Below are 19881 nucleotides of genomic sequence, written 5' to 3'. Positions count from 1 at the left end.
GGTGCGCCCGTCGGTGGTCAGCCGCCGATGGGCACGTTGGTCGTCGAGACCGGCTCATCGTAGATCGCCGAGATCTCGCCCGCGAAGTCGCTCATGATGACGTTGCGCTTGATCGACAGCTTCGGCGTCAGGTGGCCGGAGGCCTCTGTCCACTCCGAGTCGAGGATCGTGAACTTGCGGATCGATTCGGCCCGAGACACGCGCGCATTCGCCGCATCGACGGCGCGCTGCACCTCCGCGCGGACCTCTGCGCTTCGGGATGCCTCCTGAAGGGACATCTTCGCGTCGAGCCCGTTGTTGGCGAGCCAGGTCGGGAGCATCTCAGGGTCGAGGGTGACAAGGGCGGAGATGAACGGGCGCTGATCGCCGACCACCACGACCTGACCGATGATCGGGTTCGCGCGGATGGGATCCTCGAGTGCCGCGGGGGCGACGTTCTTGCCGCCGGCGGTGACGATGATCTCCTTCTTCCGGCCGGTGATGGTCAGGAAGCCCTCCGAGTCGAAGCTGCCGATGTCTCCGGTGCGGAACCATCCGCCGTCGCTGAACGCTTCGGCGGTGGCCGCCGGGTTGTTCCAGTACTCCTTGAAGACGTTGATGCCACGTACCTCGATCTCGCCGTCATCGCCGAGACGCACCCCGACGCCGGGGAGTGCGGGGCCGACGGTGCCGATCTTCGACTTGTCGGCGAGGTTCACCGTCGCTGGAGCGGTTGTCTCCGTCAGGCCGTAGCCTTCGAGGATCACGACCCCGAGGCTGTGGAAGAAGTGCCCCAGCCGCGGGCCCAGGGGCGCGGATCCGGACACGGCGTAGACGACGTTGCCGCCCATCGCCGTGCGGAGCTTGCTGTAGACGAGCTTGTTGAACAGGGCGAACTTGAGCTTCATCCCGACGGGGATCTTCTTGCCCTCTTCGAGGAGCTTCGAGTGCTCGATGGCGACGTCGGCTGCGGCGCGGAAGATCTTGCCCTTGCCGCCGGCTTCCGCCTTCTGCTCAGCCGAGTTGTAGACCTTCTCGAAGACGCGCGGGACGGCGAGGAGGAAGGTCGGCTTGAAGGAGCCGAGAGCGGGGAGGAGTTGGCGCGTGTCCGGCTGATGACCGGTGCGGACGCCGGCGTGGATGTCGAGGATGGAGATGAATCGTGCGAAGACGTGGGCGGTCGTGATGAAGAGCAGGGTCGATGCGCCCGGCGTCTGCACGACGGCACTCAGCGCCATCGCGGAGTTGCGGGTGAGCTCGACGAAGTTGCTGTGGGTGAGCACACAGCCCTTCGGGCGTCCCGTCGAGCCGGAGGTGTAGATGAGGGTGGCGATGTCGGAACCGATGGCGAGGCCACGCCGACGGACGATCTCTTCGTCCGTGACCGAAGATCCCTGCGCGGTCAGGGTGTCGATGGCCCCGAGGTGCAACTGCCACACCTCACGGATCAGCGGCAGTTCGCTGCGAACCTCGTCGACTCGGGCGAAGTGCTCAGGGGACTCGACGATGAGCGCGATCGCGCCGGAGTCCTCGAGGATCCACTGGATCTGCGAGGGTGAGCTGGTCTCGTAGATCGGAACCATCACCGCGCCGGCGTAGAACAGGGCGAAGTCGACGAGAGTCCATTCGTACGTGGTGCGGGCGAGGAACCCGACCTTCTCGCCGGGCTGGATGCCCGCCGCTGCCAGACCCTTGGCGAGAGCGACCACGGCCGTCTGGAAGTCGGCAGCCGAGATGTCCCGCCAGCCTTCGCCCTCAGGGACGGAGAACAGAGCTCGGTCAGGGGTCGCCTCGACGCGTTTGACCAGCAGGTCAGCGACGTTCGCATCGGGATCGGCGGGAATGATCGCGGGGACTTCAAACTGGACCACGGCAGCTCCTTCGGTACCGGTCAGGCACGGGTATGATCCCGAGTCTAGGGCATGGGACCCCGTCGCACAGAAGGTGACACTCAGTCGCGATCACCGGATGCCCGCAGAGAAGACGGAAGCGGATGCCGAGGGCGGCGCTAGACTTCACCTCGATGTTCTACTGGCTGATGAAGTACGTCGTGATCGGCCCTGTGGTCAAGGGGATCTTTCGCCCCTGGATCGTGGGGCGCAACAACGTGCCCGCGAGCGGTGCGGCCATCCTCGCCAGCAACCACCTCTCGTTCGCCGACTCCATCTTTCTTCCGCTGGTGATCGACCGGTCGATGTCCTTCCTCGCCAAGAGCGACTACTTCACCGGGCGCGGCATCAAGGGGGTCGCCACCAAGTTCTTCATGAAGGCGACGGGTCAGATCCCGATCGACCGCTCCGGCGGAAAGGCATCAGAGGCGTCTCTGAACACCGGCCTCCAGGTGCTGGGGGGCGGTGACCTGCTCGGAATCTATCCCGAGGGCACCCGCAGCCCCGACGGCAAGCTGTATCGAGGCCGCACGGGCATCGCGCGCATGGCGCTCGAAGCGAAGGTGCCTGTCGTCCCGGTGATCATGGTCGACACCGACACCGCCATGCCCATCGGACGCCGGGTTCCCCGTGTGATGCGCGTCGGGATCGTGATCGGTGAGCCGCTCGATTTCTCCCGATACGAAGGTATGGAGAACGACCGGTACATCCTCCGCTCGGTCACCGATGAGATCATGGTGGCCCTGCAGCGGCTGGGGCAGCAGGAGTATGAAGACGTGTATGCATCGACCGTGAAGGATCGCGTTCCCGCCCGCGTCACACGGGGCTCCTAGAGCATCTCGGCCGCACGCCGACCGGTAGGCTGGAGGAATGCTCCCGCACCACATCGACGCCCTTGATGCCTGGCGCTCGCTTCCCATCAAGCAGCAGCCGCAGTGGCCCGACGCGGATGCCGTCGCCGACGTCTCCCGCCAGATCGCCGCGCTGCCCCCGCTGGTATTCGCGGGCGAGGTCGACAACCTCCGGGATCGCCTCGCGCGCGCCGCATCCGGCAAAGCCTTCCTCCTACAGGGCGGCGACTGCGCCGAGACCTTCGCGGGAGCGACGGCCGAGCAGATCCGCAACCGCATCAAGACGGTGCTGCAGATGGCGGTCGTCCTCACGTACGGCGCCTCGATGCCCATCGTCAAGATGGGGCGCATGGCCGGGCAGTTCGCCAAGCCGCGGTCGAGTGACAACGAGACGCGGGGCGACGTCACGCTTCCCGCCTACCGGGGCGACATCGTCAACGGCTACGACTTCACCGAGGGCTCTCGCCGCGCTGACCCGAACCGGCTGCTCCAGGGCTACCACACCGCCGTCTCGACCCTGAACCTCATCCGCGCGTTCACCCAGGGTGGTTTCGCCGATCTTCGTGAAGTGCACTCCTGGAACAAGGGCTTCGCGCAGAACCCCGCCAACCAGCGCTACGAGCGCATGGCGGCCGAGATCGATCGCGCGATCAACTTCATGGAGGCGGCCGGCGCCGACTTCGATGAACTCAAGCGCGTCGAGTTCTTCACCGGGCACGAAGGCCTCCTGATGGACTACGAGCGTCCGATGACGCGCATCGACTCACGTACCGACACTCCGTACAACACGTCGGCGCACTTCCTCTGGATCGGTGAGCGCACGCGCGACCTCGACGGTGCGCACGTCGACTACTTCTCGAAGATCCGAAACCCCATCGGAGTGAAGCTGGGCCCGACGACGTCTCCCGACACCGCGCTCGCACTGATCGACAAGCTCGACCCGAACCGCGAGCCCGGGCGTCTGACCTTCATCACGCGGATGGGGGCGGGCAAGATCCGTGACGCCCTGCCGCCGCTGCTGGAAGCGGTGCGGGATTCGGGTGCACAGCCGCTGTGGGTCACCGACCCGATGCACGGCAACGGGATCACCACGCCGACCGGCTACAAGACGCGCCGATTCGATGATGTCGTCGACGAGGTCCGCGGGTTCTTCGAGGCGCACCGGGCAGTCGGTACCTTCCCCGGCGGCATCCACGTCGAGCTCACCGGTGACGACGTCACCGAGTGCCTCGGCGGCTCGGAGCACATCGACGAGGCTGCCCTCGCCACCCGGTACGAGAGCCTCTGCGATCCGCGCCTGAACCACATGCAGTCCCTGGAGCTGGCCTTCCTCGTGGCTGAGGAGCTCGAGAACCGCTGACACGCAGGAGCAGAGAACCGCCTTCCTCGAGAGGAAGGCGGTTCTTTCTGTTCGCGGTCTGGCGGCTCGGGCTGCCGCCCAGGCTCAGCCGCTGAGTTGGATCGACAGGTTCACGGTGCCGCCACGGGGAAGTGACCCGTCCGGGCCGGGATCCTGGCCTGTGACGGTGGCGAGCTCGGCGAAGCCCGGGAGGTCGCCCCACGGTGCGTAGGAGGCGGAGAAGCCGTTGTCCTCCAGGATCTGCTTCGCCTCTCCCAGAGTCCTGTCGGCGACGTTCGGAACCGGGAAGAGTTCCGGCCCCTTCGAGACGATCAGCTGCACGCTGTCGCCCGGACGCCAGTTGCCCTCTTCCGCGCGATCGGCGACACCGAGCACGACTCCCTCGTTCGCATCGCTGAACTGGTAGCTCGGCTCGTCGGTGACCTGCAGTCCCTTGTCGGTCAGGGTCTTGGTCGCTTCGTCCAGCCCCATGCCGGATACATCCGGGAAGGCGCCGGCCGAGACGTAGAGTTCGACGGTGTCGTCCTCGCGGAGGTCGCATCCCTCGCTGCACTGATACACCTCGCCGCCGTCGCGCGGTGTGACGTAGGCATTGATGACGACTCCGTCGTCGGCATCCGAGAAGAGGATCAGGGGATCGTCGGTGACGTTGACGCTGATCTCGCTCAGGTAGTCTCTCGCTTCGCTCTCCGTCTTCCCGTTGAGCGTCTCGACGGCATGAGACGACGGGCCGACCGAGACGAAGACGGTCACCTCTGCTCCCTTGTCGAGCCGTGCGCCCGTGTCGGGATCGGTGCGGATGACGGTGTCGGCAGCGACATCGATCGAGTTCTCCTCGCCCCGCACCGGCACGAAGCCTTCCGCCGTCAACGCGGCCGCGGCGTCGTCGTAGCTCCCACCGGCGACCGCGGGAACGGCCACGAGCGAACCTGGCCCGGACCCGAACCACCAGCCCACACCGCCGGCGAGCACAGCCAGCAACAGCACCAGCGTGAGAAGGAACGCGCCGCGGGCGCGACGCTTCGATGCTCGTCGGCGCAGCACGGTCGCGTTGTCGATCGCCGGGGCCACGGGCGCCGTCGGATCGGCGATGACCATCGTGCTGGGCATCACCTTGGTGAGATCGCCGGAGTCCGCCTGGCTGCGCTGGGAAGTGGTGGCGGCGGCGACGGCGGGTGCGATGCCCAGATCGCGTTCGATCTCGCGAAGCCGCTCGAGCATCTGCTGCGCGTCGTCCGGGCGTTCATCCGGGGACTTCTCGGTCGCCCACAGCACGAGCTCGTCGAGCTGCTCGGGAACGGCGGGATTGCGGACGCTCGGTCGCGGCACCGACTCGGTGGCGTGCTGGAAGGCGATCTGCATCGGCTGCTCGCCCTTGTAGGGCTGCTCGCCGACCAGCATCTCGTAGAGCATGATGCCGAGCGCATAGATGTCGCTCCGGGCGTCGGCTGTGCCTCGTGTCACGAGTTCCGGAGCGAGATACGCGATCGTTCCGAGCAGCTGCTGGCCGGTCGCCGTGTTCGCGGTCGTCGCGCGCGCCAGGCCGAAGTCGCCGATCTTGATGCGGCCGTCCTCGGCCAGCAGGACGTTCTCCGGCTTCACGTCGCGGTGCACGATACCGGCGCGGTGGGCAGCGGAGAGGCCCGCGAGGATGGCGTCCATGATCGTGATGGTCTGGGGGATCGTCAGCCGCTTCTGCTCACGCATCAGCTCACGGAGCGTGATGCCGGGCAGGTACTCCATCACGAGGTAGGCGAGCTCGCCGTCCTGGCCCTGGTCGAAGACGTTGACCACGTGCGGATCGGCGAGCCGCGCGGCGGCCCGAGCCTCTTGGATGAACCGACTTTGGAAGGCGGAGTCGTCGCTGAGGTGCGCGTGCATGACCTTCAGTGCGATGCGGCGCTCGAGGCGAAGATCGGTGGCGACGTACACCGTCGCCATCCCGCCACGAGCGATTCGTGCGCGAACGCGGTAACGGCCGTCGACAAGCCGCCCGATGAGGGGGTCGGCTTGCTGATTGGACGTCACGACAGAATTCTATGGAGAACTGCCTGAAAGCCCGGGGAGCGGCTCACCCCTGGAGCCTGCCGGTTTTCTGGGAGGAGCTCAGCCATGAAGGCCGAGCCAGGCATATGCCTGCGTCTCCCACTGGCCGTAACGGGTCGGATAGGCCGAGATCTGCACCGCCTGAGCGGCGTCGGTGAACGACATGCTCTCCCATCCCGCGATGTCGAGAAGGCCGCGCGTCGCCTGGCCGTTGGGGTCGCTCTGTCCGCCGTAGAACACCCGGGTGCTGCGGTCCGCGTCCATGATCTGGTCCGGGGTTCCCCATCCCATGCTCGGGCGCTGCTGGAAGACGCCGAGCGAGTCGCGGTCACCGCCGTGCAGATTGCGCAGGCTCGACTCGACCATGCCGGTCGCGAGTGCGATGGCGATGCCGCGGTCGGAGACGCCGAGCTCGCGACCGATCCGGATGATCCGTGCGGCGTTCGACGCCTGCTCGGCGGTGAGAGCGGCCGTGCGCTGTCCCCTCACCGACGCCGCCTCCGCCGCGGGCTTCGCCCGAACGGTGAGCTTCTGGCCCGGGTAGATGACGGAGGAGGAAGTGAGACCGTTGAGCGCGAAGAGGGACTGCGGCGTCGTGCCGTGCTTCTGCGCGATGCCGAAGACGGTGTCGCCGGCGACGACGGTGTGCGTCGCGGAGGCTGCGGCGGCCGCGGGTGCGACAGGCGCCGCGGCCGGCGCTGTCGTCGCAGCGGACGATTCAGAGAGCACGAGCTTCTGGCCGGGATAGATGATCGACGCCTTCGTGAGGCCGTTCGCGGCCAGCACGGCGTCGACGGTGGTGCCGTGCTTCTGCGCGATCGCGTAGACGGTGTCGCCGGCCGCCACGGTGTGCGAGGAGGCGGTCGTCCTGACGGGGGCCGGCGCCGGGACGGAGGCGGCCGCGGGCGTTCGCAGGGTCAGGGTCTGCCCGGGGTGGATGACCGAACGCGGCGAAAGTCCGTTCCAGGCGAGCAGATCGCCGGTGCGAAGACCGAATCGCTCGGCGATCGCCCACACCGTGTCGCCCGGCTGGACCTGGTAGCTCGACGGCGGGACCTGAGCGGGCACGACCCGTGCTTGTGCAGAACGGTGGGGCTCGATGGCAGCTGCCGAAGCGGCCTGGGCGGGCGCTGCGACCAGAGTCCCGGCAAGCGTGCCGAGGACTGCGGCCGGCATGCCGAGCTGGAGATATCGCGTACGTCGCGTGGCGGTGATCTGTCTCAAGGTTCCCCCTTTTCGAGCACTTCACGCTGACACGGAAGTAAACGGAAGTCAACTGAAGTGACAGAAGTGACGCGTGTGACGGAAGTGTCGACATGCGGCATCTCATCGAAGGTGAGATAGTGGCAACGTGTCTGAGAACGAAGCTGTCACCCCCGCCACCGAGTGGCTCACGATGCCCGACCTGGTCGAGGTTCTGGGCGAACCGCTGGGCCGCGTCCGTCGGTTGATCGACGACCACTACCTCGTCGGATCGCGCCGCACCGGGGTGTTCGCCGTGCCGTCGATCTTCATCGTCGACGGAGCTCCCCTCAGTTCGCTGCGGGGGACGATCATCGTGCTGCAGGACGCGGGCTTCACCGACGATGAGCTGATCGACTGGCTGCTCGCAGAAGACGAAAGTCTCGGCCGTTCGCCGATCGATGCGCTCCTCGCCGGCCACAAGAGCGCTGTGCGCCGCCTGGCCCGCACTCTCGCCTGAGTCGCCGACGCTTCGACTCCGAGGCCTACCGTCTCAGGCGGAGCGTACCGTGGCCGCGCGCGCAAGATCGCGCAGTTCGCCGACTGCGGCGTTGTCGAGGCGGGCCCCTGACAGCGCCCGATCCGCTTCCCGCGCGTAGTCGGCGATCATGGCCTCCACGCGGTCGAGCGCTCCGGAATCCGCAACAGTCGCCTGCACGAACGAGACCTGTTCCCGGGTGAGTTCGCGGTCGCCGAGCATCTCGTCCAGCACACTCCGAGCGGAGGCGTCCAGCGCTTCCCTGGTGAGAGCGACGAGGACGGTGCGTTTCCCTTCGCGCAAGTCGTCGCCGGCCGGCTTCCCGGTGACGGCTGCATCGCCGAAGACACCGAGGATGTCATCCCGCAACTGGAATGCCATCCCGACGGGGTGTCCGAAGCGCCGTAGGGCTGCGACCTGGTCGTCGTCGGCGCCAGCGAGCGCGCTGCCCAACACCAGGGGCTGCTCGATGCTGTAGCGAGCGGACTTCAACGACGCGACCCGCAGGGCTCGCGCGGCGTGGCTCTCGGCGGCGCTGACCCTCCACGCCGACTCCTCCGCGACGTCCAGGAACTGACCGGTCGTCACGTCACGCCGCATCCGGGCGTACTCGGAGCGGACGGTGCGCGCGTGGGGGTGGCCATCGAGCGCGGATTCCAGGAGGTCATCGCTCCACGCCACCAGCAGGTCGCCGAGCAGCACGGCGGAGGCTCGACCGAACGCTTCCGCGTCGCCCGCCCAGCGGGCCGATCGGTGCGACTCCTCGAGCGCGCGATGCGCGGCCGGACGACCGCGTCGGGTATCGGAGTTGTCGATCAAGTCGTCGTGGACGAGCGCTGCGGACTGGAAGATCTCCAGGGCGGCGCAGACATCCCAGAGTGCTTCGCTTTCGAGGGCGTCGCGGTCACGGAACCTCGCGATCGACCGCCAGCCGGCATGGCAGAACCGTGCGCGGAGGCGCTTACCGCCGTCGAGTGTCGCAGCGGCGGCGTCGAGGAAGCCGAGGGCGTCGGGTCCGTAGTCGGCCGATTCCGTTCGCATCCTGGAGAGAAAATGGTCCAGGCGTTCGGCGACGAAGTCGGGGACAGAGGCGGGGGACGGCACGACTCCCAGCATACGTAAAGCAAGGAGGCCCTGAACGGCTAGCCTCGAGCGCTTCGGCGCGCGTAGAATGAGAAGGACCATACCCGAGGGGGACGAAATGCCACTCTCCGAACAGGAGCAGCGTCTGCTCGATGAGATGGAACGCCATCTCCTGCACAATGACGCCGACGTCGTGAGCGCGCCTTCGGGCGATCGTGCGCTGAGCTATCGAAACCTCGTCTACGGGGCGCTTCTCCTCCTTGCCGGTGTCGGCGGTCTCGTGGCCGGGGTCATCCTCGGAGACGTGTGGGGGATCGTCGTCGGTGTCGTCGGTTTCGCCGCGATGCTCGCCGGCGTCATGGTCGCCGTCACTCCGGTGAGCCGCGCCCCCGGCACCGCCGTCCCGCGCCAGAGTTCGCCGTCGAAACCGCAGAGTTCGGCCTCGTTCATGGATCGCATGAACGACCGATGGGACCGCCGCCAAGACGGCCGCTGACCGCCACCTCTTCCTTCTCCTGAAGCCCGGATGCTGAGCATCCGGGCTTCTTTGCGTGTGCTCACGTTCTTCGCGCGGGCTGTGCCACCCCCGTCCCCCCACTGACCCTCCACCGCCCTCCACCGCGGAATCGCGCGGTTTCTCGGTGCCCCCTGAGGTCCTCAGGTGTGTTGGCGGAGCATTGGTCGTAGGAATGTGGAGGAAAGTGGAGTAAAGTGGGGCGCACCTCGAGTTGGCCGGACGGAGAGGGGGTGATGACCGGTGTTGCTAGGGACGCATTCTCCGAAGCTGGACGACAAAGGACGGGTCATCCTTCCCGCGAAGTTCCGTGAAGACCTGGGTGGCGGCATCGTCGTCACCCGCGGCCAGGAACGCTGCCTCTACGTGTTCAGCACGGCCGAATTCGAGGCGATGCACGAGCGGATCCGTCAGGCGCCGCTCGCCAACAAGCAGGCGCGTGACTTCATGCGTCTGTTCCTCTCCGGTGCCAGTGCGGAGATGCCAGACAGTCAGAACCGCATCACCATCCCGCAGCCCCTCCGTCAGTACGCAGGCCTGCAGAAGGAACTCATCGTCACCGGAGTCGGCGCACACGCCGAGATCTGGGATGCCGAGAGCTGGAACGCCTACCTCGCGGCCGGTGAGGAGACCTACTCCGATCTCGAGCAGGAGGTGATTCCGGGACTCTTCTGACCACGGCTGTGATGCCCCGCCGCTCCCGCCCCGACACACTTCCCCGGTGCCGGGTCGAGAAGCGGAGGGGGATCAGAGCCCTGGTCCTCGAAGCAGAGAAACCCGAGAAAGATCATGAACCTCCGCGACATCCACACCCCCGTTCTGCTCGACCGTTGCGTCGAGCTGCTCGCTCCCGCCCTCCAGGCGGACGGAGCGGTCCTCGTCGACGCGACGCTCGGGATGGGTGGACACTCCGAGGCACTCCTCGAACGGTTCCCGCACATCCGCCTCGTCGGACTCGACCGCGACACGGATGCGCTCCGCATCGCAGGTGAGCGACTCGGGCGGTTCGGTGACCGCGTCACGCTGGTGCACGCGGTGTACGACGAGATCGGGCTCCACGCGCACGGCGCCGCCGGCATCCTTTTCGATCTCGGTGTCTCCTCGCTTCAACTCGATGAGGCCGAGCGCGGTTTCGCCTACTCCAAAGACGCACCGCTGGACATGCGGATGGATCAGACAAAGGGAGTCACCGCCGCCGACGTCATCGCGACATACAGCGAGGGCAACCTGCGACGCATCTTCGAGCGCTACGGCGAAGAGAAGCTGGCGGGTCGATACGCCCGCTTCATCATCGACGCCCGGCAGAAGCAGCCGATCACCCGCTCCGGCGAGCTCGTCGAGATACTCATCGCGGCCACTCCCGCTGCGGCGCAGCGCGCCGGACACCCGGCCAAGCGCGTCTTCCAGGCACTTCGGATCGAGGTGAACACCGAGCTGAGCGTGCTCGCCGACGCGATCCCCTCCGCCATGGACGCCCTCGGCGTCGGCGGACGCATCGTCGTGATGTCCTACCAGTCGCTGGAGGACCGCCTCGTCAAGCAGGCGTTCGCCGCGGCATCCGCCTCGACGGCTCCCGCCGGGCTTCCGGTGGAGCTTCCCGAACATGCTCCGCGTTTCCGTGTGGTGACCAAGGGCGCGGAGCTCGCCGGAGATGACGAACGTGCGCGGAACCCGCGCGCCATTCCGGTGCGCCTGCGCGCCGCCGAGAAACTGCGGGAGAACGCATGAGCCTGAACGCCACGGTCCGCAAGCCGGCACTCCCGGCCGCTCCGGCTCCGACGCCACAACGCCGGTTGCAGCCGGTCGGCGAGCCGGCCCGCCGACGCAAGCCCAAGGTCGCCTACGCGCTCGTCGCGCTCGGCGGCGCGCTCGCGATCGGGGCCGCACAGATCGCGCTGTCGCTGGCGATCACCCAGGACTCCTTCACACTCGCGTCGCTCTCGTCGCAGCAGAACGAACTGAACCTTCAGACGCACGCTCTGCAGCAGGAACTGACCGGCATGAGCTCGCCTCAGGTCCTCGCGACCAACGCGGCCGGACTGGGCATGGTCGTCGCCGGCTCGCCCTCCTACCTGCGCCTGAGCGATGGGGCGGTATTCGGCACCGGAGCCGGAGCCGACTGGAACTCGACCGTCGATCCGAAGGGAGCGGGCGCCGTCAGCAACGCGCTCGTGACGGCTCCTCCGACCAAGACCGCGGGTGCCGAAGACGCCGCAGCCGGCCACACCGACCAGGAGCTCCCGCCGGCGATCACCGACGGCCTCCCGAGCCCCACCACCCGCTGACCCGCGCTGACCGCCCTCGATTCGACGGAGAGATCCCATGACGACAAGAGCAACCCGCGGCCCGCGGCGACGCACGGTCGTCGCCCTCGCTGTCATCCTCACGGTGCTGGCGGCGTTCGTGGTGCGGCTGGTCGACATCCAGGTGGTCAGCGCCGATGAGCACGTCGCGGACTCGCTCACCCATATCGGCAAGGGCAACAAGATCCCCGGTCAGCGGGGATCGATAGTGGACGCGTCGGGTACGGTGCTCGCCTCGAGCGTGCTGGTCTATGACGCGCAGCTGAGTCCGCAGGTCATCATGCTTCTGGAAGAAGACGAGCCGGAACTGCCCTGGGCGGAGGCATCCGAGAAGATCGCCGCGGTCACGGGACAGACCGGCGACGAGGTGCGCACGATCGTCGCGGACGCTCTGGCTGCGGATGCGGACAGCCAGTATGCCGAACTCAAGAGATCTCTCACCACCGAGCAGTACATCAAGCTGCGCGACCTGGGCTTGAAGTACCTGCACTTCGAGTCCAGAGAGACGCGGGTGTACCCGAACGGTGCGGTGGCAGGAAACGTCCTCGGATTCCTCGACAACTCCGGTGCCGCGCAAGCGGGCGTCGAACAGCTGTCGAACGAGTGCCTCGCGCCCGTCGACGGCGAGGAGTCCTATCGCACCGGCAAAGACGGCGTCGTGATCCCCGGAAGCAAGCGAACGGTGGAGGCGGTCGACGGCGGCACGGTTCAGCTGACCATCAACAGCGACCTCAACTGGTACCTGCAGCAGATGATCGCGGAGGAAGCCCAGAAGCAGGGGGCGAAAGGCGGAACAGTCACCGTCGTCGAGGTCGGCACCGGGAAGATCCGTGCGGCGGCGGAGTGGCCCGCGCTGGACCCGAACGACCTGGACGCGTCGACCCCTGCGACCCGTGCCAGCCAGATCTTCTGGCGGGACTTCGAGCCCGGCTCCACGTTCAAGGCCATCACCGCCGCTGCCGCGATGGAAGGGGCGGGCCTGACCCCGCTCAGCACTGTCAGTGCCTCCTCGCGCGAGTCGTTCCCCAACGGCGCCCTCGTCAACGACGCGTTCGTGCACCCGGCGTATCAGTACACCCTCGCGGGTGCTCTCATCGATTCGTCGAACGTGGCGCTGTCGAAGTTCGGCACGACCGTCAGCCCGGACGTCCGTTACGACTATCTGCAGCGCTTCGGGGTCGGCGAGAAGACGGTCGGCTTCCCCTCGGAGGTCGCCGGTACTCTGCACCCCACGAGCGCGTGGGACAACCAGTCGCTCTACGCCACGACCTTCGGCCAGTTCTTCACCGTGACGGCCGCGCAGCTCGCCGGCACGTACCAGGCGATCGCCAACGGGGGAGAGAAGATCGACCTCTCGCTCGTGGAGTCGTGCACGGGTGCGGACGGCGCCGTCGACACTCCGGAGAAGCCGGCGCACGAGCAGGTCGTCACCGAGAAGACCGCCGCCGACCTCGCTCGGATGCTCGAGAACGTCGCCGTGCAGGGCGGCAATGCCGAACGCATCCAGGTGCCCGGCTACCGCGTGACCAGCAAGACCGGTACCGCGCAGGTGTCGGACGGCAAGGGCGGATACAAGAACGGCGTGTACTACACCAGCATGGTGGGGTTCGCTCCGGTGGATGATCCCCAGTACGTCGTCGTGGTCACCCTCGACGAGCCGACTAAGGTTGTATCGTCCGCGGCCACCGCACCCGCCTTCCAGAAGGCGGTGACGCAGGTGATGAAAACGTATCGCGTGATGCCGTCCACTGTCCCGATGGACGAGTTGCTTCCCAAGTTCGGATAGCCGGCGAGAGCCGCGCCTGGAGATGACATGATCGCCCTGACGCTCGCTGAAGTCGCCGCCGCTGTCGGTGGTGACCTGCGCGTCGCCGGAGACGACACCGCCGAGTCGGTGGTGGACGGTCTCGTCGACACCGATTCCCGTGAGATGGGCCCGGGGTCGATCTTCGTCGCGAAGCCCGGCGCGGAGACCGACGGACACCGATTCGTCGGTGCCGCCGCGGACGCCGGAGCGGTCCTCGCGATCGTCGAGCACGTCGTGGATGTCACCGTGTCCCAGATCGTCGTCCCTGACGCCGTCGCCGCCCTCGGCGCCCTCGCCCGGGAAGTGGTGGCACGGGTCCGAGCGGCAGGCACGCTGAAGATCGTGGGGATCACGGGCTCCAACGGCAAGACCACCACCAAGAACTTCCTCGCCCGCATCCTCGAAGGAGAGGGCGAGACCGTGGCGCCGGTCAAGTCCTTCAACAACGAGGTCGGCGCTCCCGTGACCATGCTGCGCGTCACACCCGACACGCGGTTCCTGGTGAGTGAGTTCGGGGCGGCCGCGCCGGGCAGCATCGCGCACCTCGCCGGGCTCGTTGAGCCCGACATCGCCGTCGTGCTGATGGTCGGCATGGCGCACGCCGGCGGGTTCGGCGGCATCGAGGAGACGGCGAAAGCGAAGTCCGAGCTCGTCGCCGCAGCCAGAACACCGGGAACGGCCGTGCTGAACATCGATGACGCGCGCGTCGCGGCAATGCAGGAGTTGGCGCGCTCGCGAGGCCTGGATGTCGTCGGCTTCGGTCAGAACCCCGCGGCCGATGTGCGGGCGCGCGACATCGAGGTGACGGCATCCGGAACGTCGTGCGTCGTCGAGACCGAGGATGAGCAGCTGGCGCTTCGGCTTCGTGTGCTCGGTGCCCACCACATCGGCAACGCGCTCGCATCCATCGCCGCCGCCCGGGTGCTCGGTGTTTCGCTCTCCGACGCCATCGCCCGTCTCGAGACGGTCGAGATCGCCGAACGTTGGCGCATGCAGCCTCTCGGCAGCGATCGCGTGCGCATCATCAACGACGCCTACAACGCCAGCCCTGATTCGATGGCGGCGGCCCTGCGCACGCTGGCACAGATCACCGGGCCCGACGAGAGGACGGTCGCCGTCCTCGGCGCGATGAGCGAGCTGGGCGAGAGCGCGGGGGAGGAGCACGACCGGATCGGGCTGCTCGCTGTGCGCCTCAACATCCAGCGCATCGTCGTGGTCGGTCCCGAAGCCCGTCGGCTCTACCTCTCCGCGGTCGGCGAGGGCTCCTGGGACAGCGAAGCGGTCCATCTCCCTGATCAGGACGCAGCCTTCGAGTACCTGCGCGACGAGCTCCGCGACGGCGACCGCGTACTCGTCAAGTCATCCAATTCCGTGGGCCTCCGGCATCTCGGCGATCGTCTGGGAGAATTGTTCTCGTGAGGTCTCTCATCATGGCGGCGGCGATCTCGCTCGCCTTCACTCTGTTCCTGACACCCGTCTTCCTCCGGCTCTTCCGGAAGTGGGGGTGGGGGCAGGTCATCCGCACCCCCGAAGCGGTCGAGAACCCGAACCACGAAGCGAAGCGCGGAACCCCCACGATGGGTGGCGTCATCTTCATCGCCGGCTCCATCATCGGGTACTTCACGGGCGTCTTCGTGAGCGGCGAGGTTCCTGCGCTCTCTGCGCTCCTGGTGATCTGGCTGATGGTCGGCTTCGGCGCCGTCGGCTTCATCGACGACTACATGAAGGTGCGCAGCCAGCGCAGTCTCGGTCTCTCCGGGTGGCGCAAGATCATCGGGCAGCTCCTGGTCATCATCCCGTTCGGAATCGTCGCCCTCAACTTCCCGAACAAGTTCGGCCAGACTCCCGCCAGCGCGTCGATCTCCCTGTTCCGGGACATCACGTGGCTCGACCTCTTCGCGTTCGGCGTGATCCTCGGCTGGGTGCTCTACCTCGTCTGGATCGCGATCATCGGCGTGGCCACGTCGAACAGCGTGAACCTCACCGACGGTCTCGACGGCCTCGCAGCCGGCGCCGGCGTGATCGTCGTCGGAGCGTACAGCGTGATCGCGTTCTGGCAGTTCAAGCAGCCGTGCATCGGAGGCGACCCCGACGCTCTGGGCGGATGCTACGAAGTGCGCGATCCTTTCAACCTCGCCATCATCGCGGCGTCCTTCGCCGCCAGCCTCATCGGCTTCCTGTGGTGGAATGCTCCCAAGGCCAAGGTCTTCATGGGCGACGTCGGGTCGATGGCGATCGGTGGCGTGATCACCGCGATGGCGATCCTCACCCGCACCGAGCTGCTGCTCCTGGTGATCGCCGGAGTGTTCGTGCTGTCCTCCGGTTCCGTGATCCTGCAGCGCGCGTACTTCAAGATCACGCGCGGCAAACGACTGTTCCTGATGAGTCCTTTCCACCACCACCTCGAGATGCGCGGATGGTCCGAGGTCACGATCGTAGTGCGCATGTGGATCATCGCCGGGCTTCTCGCGGTGTCCGCCGTCGGCCTGTTCTACGTCGAATGGCTGACGCGTGTCGGCTGAGCGCCTGAGCGGCCTGACCAGTTGGAGCGCCGACTGGAGTGGCCTCCGCACGGCGGTCCTGGGCCTTTCGGTGACGGGCTTCTCGGTCGCAGACACGCTCGTCGAGCTGGGCGCCGAGGTGCTCGTCCTCAGCGAATCCGCTGAGGAGGAGTACGCCCGCCTGCTACCCGTCATCGGTGCTCGACTCGAGCTCGGGTCCCTCGCCGAGGTCCCGGCCGTTCTTCAGGAGTTCGCACCCGACGTGGTGATCGCGTCGCCGGGGTTCTCGCCGTCGCATCCGGTGATCCGCTGGGCACAGGACGCCGGCATCGCCATCTGGGGAGATGTGGAACTCGCCTGGCGCGTACGCGACAAGGTCCTCCGCACCGACGGCACGCCCGCCGACTGGGTGCTCATCACCGGCACCAACGGCAAGACCACCACGACGCAGCTCACCGCGTCGATGCTCGTCGAGGGCGGCCTCCGGGCCGCGCCGTGCGGCAACATCGGTGTCCCGGTACTCGACGCCGTGCGCGACCCTGCGGGCTTCGACGTGCTCGTGGTGGAGCTCTCCAGTCATCAGCTCTGGTACCTCGGGCAGTCCCGTCCAGAGGGGGAGCTCTTCCCCTTCTCCTCGGTGTGTCTCAACCTCGCCGACGACCACCTCGTCTGGCACGGCAGCGCCGACGCCTATCGGGACGCGAAAGCGGTCGTCTACCGCAACACGCGTGTGGCCTGTGTCTACAACAAGGCGGATGAGGCCACGAGGAAGATGGTCGAAGAGGCCGAGGTCGTGGACGGCGCCCGCGCCATCGGTTTCGATCTCGGCATTCCCGGGCCGAGTGATCTCGGGATCGTGGAGGGGCTGGTCGTGGACCGGGCGTTCCTCGACGACCGGGCGCGCAGCGCGCTCGAGTTGACCACGCTCGCCGACCTGCAGACCGCGGGGCTCTCGGCACCTCATATCGTTCAGAACATCCTCGCCGCGAGCGCGCTCGCTCGCTCGCTCGGCACCGAGCCCGAAGCCATCCACACCGCCCTGCAGAGCTTTCGCCTCGACCCGCACCGCATCGAGGTGATTGCGCGGCACGGCGGCGTCACCTGGGTGGACGATTCCAAGGCCACGAATCCGCACGCCGCCGCCTCGTCGTTGCGGGCTTATCCCGGGGCGGTCTGGGTCGTCGGGGGCGATCTGAAGGGCGTCGACATCGCCGAACTGGTCGCCGAGGTCGGCGGTTCGGCACGGGCGGCCGTGGTGATCGGGGTCGAACGCGCCGAGGTGGTCGCGGCATTCCGACGACACGCGCCCGCGGTCCCGGTGTTCGAGGTCGATGCTCGCGAGACTGGACACGTCATGAACCGTGTCGTGGAGATCGCCGCGGGGATCGTCGACGACGAGGGCACAGTGCTGCTGGCCCCGGCGGCGGCATCCTTCGACCAGTTCTCCAGCTACGCGGATCGCGGACACCGCTTCGCCGAAGCGGTGCGGGACTGGATCGACCGGGGGAGCGCCGATGACGCAGGTAGCTCGCCCTCCGCGGTCTGAGTCCGGCGGACTCGCCGCCCGGGTATCCCTGGGGCGCCGGTTCACTCCGGTGACGACAGAGTTCCTCCTGATCGCCTCGACCGCGCTGCTGCTCACGGTCTTCGGCCTCGTCATGGTGCTCTCCGCCACGAGCGCGACCGCCGTGGCCAACGGTCAGAGTCCGCTGGACGGAGCGCTCCGGCAGGGCGTTTTCGCTCTTCTCGGCATCCCGCTCATGTTCCTCGTCAGCCGTCTGCCGGTCGCCTTCCTGAAGAAGATGGCGTGGCCCGCGCTCTTCGGCGCCGTCGCCCTTCAGCTGCTGGTGTTCACCCCGCTGGGCGTCGCCGACGGCGGCAACCGAAACTGGATCCTCGTCGCCGGCTTCACGCTCCAGCCGTCCGAGTTCCTCAAGCTCGCCCTCGCTCTGTGGATCGCCGCCGTGCTGCTGCGCAAGCGGACCATGCTCGGAACCTGGCACCACGTCTTCATCCCGGTCATCCCGGTGGCAGCGCTCGCGATCGGCACCGTGCTGGCGGGAAAGGACCTGGGCACGGCGATGGTGCTGGTGCTCATCCTGCTCGGGTGTCTGTTCTTCTCCGGCGTCAAGCTGCGACTGTTCATCATCCCGGTGATCCTCGGGATCATCGCCGTGCTGGCCTACGCCCTGTCCAGCGAAGACCGCATGCGCCGGATCACCGCCACCTGCGACGACATGTCGTTGTACTACACCGACTGCTACCAGTCCATCCACGGCATCTGGGGCATGGCCTCCGGAGGCATCTTCGGGCTCGGACTCGGCAACTCTCAGGAGAAGTACGGCTGGCTGCCGGCGGCGGGCAACGACTTCATCTTCGCGATCGTCGGGGAGGAGCTGGGCCTGATCGGGTGCATCGTGGTGCTCGCACTGTTCACGTTCTTCACGGTCGGCGCATTCCACATCATCCGCAAGACCGACGATCCGTTCATCCGAGTGGCCGCGGGTGGCATCACCGTCTGGATCGTGGGACAGGCAGTGATGAACATCGGCGTCGTCATCGGCGTCTTCCCCGTCATGGGTGTGCCCCTCCCGTTCATGTCGCAGGGTGGCACAGCGCTTCTCGCCGTCCTCATCGCGTGCGGCGTGCTGCTCGCCTTCGCCCGCACGCTTCCGGCTGAGGAGAAGCCCGCAGCCGCCCGGGGTAGGGTCTCCAGGTGACTTCGTACCTCCTCGCCGGCGGTGGCACCGCCGGCCACGTCAATCCCCTGCTCGCCGTCGCTGACGCGCTGCGTGAGCGCGATGCCGCTTCCTCCGTCTTCGTGCTCGGAACGGCCGAGGGATTGGAATCGCGGCTCGTGCCCGAGCGCGGCTACGAGCTTCTGATCGTCGACAAGGTTCCGTTTCCGCGTCGCCCGAACCGCCAGGCTGCCTCGTTCCCGACGCGCTTCCGCCGCGCCATCGCGCAGGTGCGGGCGCATATCCGGCGTCACGGAGTCGACGTGGTGGTCGGGTTCGGCGGGTACGCCTCCGCCCCCGCCTACGTGGCCGCCCGGCGCGAGCGCATCCCGTTCGTCGTCCATGAGGCGAACGCCAAGCCGGGGCTCGCTAATGTGCTCGGCGCGCGGGGGGCAGCCGGAGTCGGCGTCGCCTTCGCGGGAACTCCGCTGCGCGGCAGCGAAGTCGTCGGAATGCCGCTGCGCCGCGAGGTGATCACGCTCGATCGGGCGGCCACGCGTGCCGAAGCGGCCGAGTACTTCGGGCTCGACGCCTCCCGTCCCGTGCTTCTCGTGTTCGGCGGTTCGCTGGGTGCCCAGCGGCTGAATGAGGCGATCGGCGATTCGTGGGGCGACATCCTCGCCGCCGACTGGCAGCTGCTGCATGTGACGGGGGAGCGCAGCGACATGCCCGACCCCGGGGTTCCCGGCTACGCACTTCGGCGCTACGTCGACCGCATGGACTTCGCCTTCGCCCTCGCCGACCTGATCGTCTCGCGCTCCGGTTCTGCCACGGTGAGCGAGATCAGTGCTCTGGGGATTCCTGCCCTGTACGTGCCGTATTCGGTCGGAAACGGTGAACAGCGTCTCAACGCCGCTTCCGCCGTGGCATCCGGCGCTGCCGAGCTTCTCGACGACGCCACGTTCGACGGAGACGCGGTGCGCCGAACGGTGGTTCCGCTGCTGGGCGACCGGGAGCGCATCGCCCGCATGGCCGCCGCCGCCGCGAAGGCGGGCACGCGCACCGGCACGGAGAACGTCATCGCGCTGATCGACCGTGCCCTCGAGGCTTCCTGAGACGGCCGTGCCGCCCGAGGAAAAGTAGACTGAAC

17 protein-coding genes are annotated in these 19881 nt (G+C 67.5%); 13 read left to right on the top strand and 4 right to left on the bottom strand.

The features are described from left to right. Positions 1 to 17: 17 nt before the first annotated feature. The gene (locus tag D7252_RS16760; RefSeq protein WP_120776424.1) at positions 18 to 1850 is read right to left on the bottom strand and encodes a long-chain fatty acid--CoA ligase; all 1833 of its coding nucleotides are present in this window, start codon (positions 1848 to 1850) and stop codon (positions 18 to 20) included. 152 nt (positions 1851 to 2002) lie between these two features. Here D7252_RS16760 and D7252_RS16755 point away from each other — a divergent pair, with 152 nt between their 5' ends. Both D7252_RS16755 and D7252_RS16750 read left to right on the top strand, forming a co-directional pair. Then, positions 2003 to 2701: a 1-acyl-sn-glycerol-3-phosphate acyltransferase gene (locus D7252_RS16755; protein WP_120776423.1), complete on the top strand. Its 699-nt coding sequence runs from the start codon at positions 2003 to 2005 to the stop codon at positions 2699 to 2701. Between the two features lie 37 nt (positions 2702 to 2738). Further along, positions 2739 to 4079 carry a class II 3-deoxy-7-phosphoheptulonate synthase gene (locus D7252_RS16750; RefSeq protein ID WP_120776422.1) on the top strand — a complete coding sequence of 447 codons (1341 nt, stop codon included), beginning with the start codon at positions 2739 to 2741 and terminating at the stop codon, positions 4077 to 4079. Between the two features lie 84 nt (positions 4080 to 4163). Here the strand turns inward: D7252_RS16750 and pknB are convergent, their stop codons facing one another. Both pknB and D7252_RS16740 read right to left on the bottom strand, forming a co-directional pair. Beyond that, entirely contained in the window at positions 4164 to 6107 is a 1944-nt protein-coding gene (gene pknB / locus D7252_RS16745) for a Stk1 family PASTA domain-containing Ser/Thr kinase (protein WP_120776421.1), read from the bottom strand. A gap of 78 nt (positions 6108 to 6185) precedes the next feature. Beyond that, complete coding sequence (locus D7252_RS16740; protein ID WP_251050752.1) at positions 6186 to 7349, bottom strand: LysM peptidoglycan-binding domain-containing protein; 1164 nt, start codon at positions 7347 to 7349, stop codon at positions 6186 to 6188. A gap of 127 nt (positions 7350 to 7476) precedes the next feature. Between D7252_RS16740 and D7252_RS16735 the strand changes: the two genes are divergently transcribed. Then, complete coding sequence (locus tag D7252_RS16735) at positions 7477 to 7827, top strand: Rv2175c family DNA-binding protein (RefSeq protein ID WP_374225780.1); 351 nt, start codon at positions 7477 to 7479, stop codon at positions 7825 to 7827. A 33-nt stretch (positions 7828 to 7860) separates the two neighbouring features. Here D7252_RS16735 and D7252_RS16730 read toward each other — a convergent pair whose 3' ends face one another. Further along, positions 7861 to 8961 (bottom strand): polyprenyl synthetase family protein, encoded by a 1101-nt coding sequence (locus D7252_RS16730; protein WP_120776419.1) that lies wholly within the window; start codon positions 8959 to 8961, stop codon positions 7861 to 7863. Between the two features lie 85 nt (positions 8962 to 9046). Between D7252_RS16730 and D7252_RS16725 the strand changes: the two genes are divergently transcribed. The 10 genes from D7252_RS16725 to D7252_RS16680 all read left to right on the top strand — a co-directional run bounded on the left by D7252_RS16725 (position 9047) and on the right by D7252_RS16680 (position 19846). Next, positions 9047 to 9424 carry a DUF3040 domain-containing protein gene (locus D7252_RS16725; protein ID WP_120776418.1) on the top strand — a complete coding sequence of 126 codons (378 nt, stop codon included), beginning with the start codon at positions 9047 to 9049 and terminating at the stop codon, positions 9422 to 9424. 261 nt (positions 9425 to 9685) lie between these two features. Continuing rightward, positions 9686 to 10117: a division/cell wall cluster transcriptional repressor MraZ gene (gene mraZ, locus D7252_RS16720; protein WP_120776417.1), complete on the top strand. Its 432-nt coding sequence runs from the start codon at positions 9686 to 9688 to the stop codon at positions 10115 to 10117. A 114-nt stretch (positions 10118 to 10231) separates the two neighbouring features. Then, positions 10232 to 11170: a 16S rRNA (cytosine(1402)-N(4))-methyltransferase RsmH gene (gene rsmH, locus D7252_RS16715; RefSeq protein WP_120776416.1), complete on the top strand. Its 939-nt coding sequence runs from the start codon at positions 10232 to 10234 to the stop codon at positions 11168 to 11170. Next, entirely contained in the window at positions 11167 to 11727 is a 561-nt protein-coding gene (locus D7252_RS16710) for a hypothetical protein (protein ID WP_120776415.1), read from the top strand. Before rsmH ends, D7252_RS16710 begins: the two co-directional genes overlap by 4 nt. A 37-nt stretch (positions 11728 to 11764) precedes the next feature. Continuing rightward, positions 11765 to 13531, top strand: a complete 1767-nt coding sequence (locus tag D7252_RS16705) for a penicillin-binding protein 2 (protein ID WP_120776414.1) — start codon at positions 11765 to 11767, stop codon at positions 13529 to 13531. 27 nt (positions 13532 to 13558) lie between these two features. Then, the gene (gene murF, locus D7252_RS16700; RefSeq protein ID WP_120776413.1) at positions 13559 to 14971 is read left to right on the top strand and encodes a UDP-N-acetylmuramoyl-tripeptide--D-alanyl-D-alanine ligase; all 1413 of its coding nucleotides are present in this window, start codon (positions 13559 to 13561) and stop codon (positions 14969 to 14971) included. Beyond that, the gene (mraY, locus tag D7252_RS16695) at positions 14968 to 16074 is read left to right on the top strand and encodes a phospho-N-acetylmuramoyl-pentapeptide-transferase (protein WP_120776412.1); all 1107 of its coding nucleotides are present in this window, start codon (positions 14968 to 14970) and stop codon (positions 16072 to 16074) included. Before murF ends, mraY begins: the two co-directional genes overlap by 4 nt. Then, the gene (gene murD, locus D7252_RS16690; protein ID WP_120776411.1) at positions 16064 to 17599 is read left to right on the top strand and encodes a UDP-N-acetylmuramoyl-L-alanine--D-glutamate ligase; all 1536 of its coding nucleotides are present in this window, start codon (positions 16064 to 16066) and stop codon (positions 17597 to 17599) included. The genes mraY and murD overlap by 11 nt, the downstream gene beginning before the upstream one ends. Continuing rightward, positions 17568 to 18773 carry a putative lipid II flippase FtsW gene (gene ftsW, locus D7252_RS16685; RefSeq protein ID WP_120776410.1) on the top strand — a complete coding sequence of 402 codons (1206 nt, stop codon included), beginning with the start codon at positions 17568 to 17570 and terminating at the stop codon, positions 18771 to 18773. Before murD ends, ftsW begins: the two co-directional genes overlap by 32 nt. After that, positions 18770 to 19846: a glycosyltransferase gene (locus tag D7252_RS16680; RefSeq protein WP_120776409.1), complete on the top strand. Its 1077-nt coding sequence runs from the start codon at positions 18770 to 18772 to the stop codon at positions 19844 to 19846. Before ftsW ends, D7252_RS16680 begins: the two co-directional genes overlap by 4 nt. Positions 19847 to 19881: the final 35 nt, after the last annotated feature.

The organism is Microbacterium sp. CGR2 (assembly GCF_003626735.1).
GTDB lineage: Bacteria > Actinomycetota > Actinomycetes > Actinomycetales > Microbacteriaceae > Microbacterium.
Note: the sequence above shows the minus strand (reverse complement) of the source record. Positions and strands in the feature narration are given on the sequence as shown.

Excerpts from the sequence above, each read along its gene's own strand:
- murF (WP_120776413.1), top strand. The coding sequence starts at position 13,559 with ATGATCGCCCTGACGCTCGCTGAAGTCGCCGCCGCTGTCGGTGGTGAC.
- D7252_RS16725 (WP_120776418.1), top strand. The coding sequence starts at position 9,047 with ATGCCACTCTCCGAACAGGAGCAGCGTCTGCTCGATGAGATGGAACGC.
- D7252_RS16750 (WP_120776422.1), top strand. The coding sequence starts at position 2,739 with ATGCTCCCGCACCACATCGACGCCCTTGATGCCTGGCGCTCGCTTCCC.
- D7252_RS16705 (WP_120776414.1), top strand. The coding sequence starts at position 11,765 with ATGACGACAAGAGCAACCCGCGGCCCGCGGCGACGCACGGTCGTCGCC.
- D7252_RS16730 (WP_120776419.1), bottom strand. The coding sequence starts at position 8,961 with ATGCTGGGAGTCGTGCCGTCCCCCGCCTCTGTCCCCGACTTCGTCGCC.
- ftsW (WP_120776410.1), top strand. The coding sequence starts at position 17,568 with ATGACGCAGGTAGCTCGCCCTCCGCGGTCTGAGTCCGGCGGACTCGCC.
- D7252_RS16710 (WP_120776415.1), top strand. The coding sequence starts at position 11,167 with ATGAGCCTGAACGCCACGGTCCGCAAGCCGGCACTCCCGGCCGCTCCG.
- rsmH (WP_120776416.1), top strand. The coding sequence starts at position 10,232 with ATGAACCTCCGCGACATCCACACCCCCGTTCTGCTCGACCGTTGCGTC.
- D7252_RS16755 (WP_120776423.1), top strand. The coding sequence starts at position 2,003 with ATGTTCTACTGGCTGATGAAGTACGTCGTGATCGGCCCTGTGGTCAAG.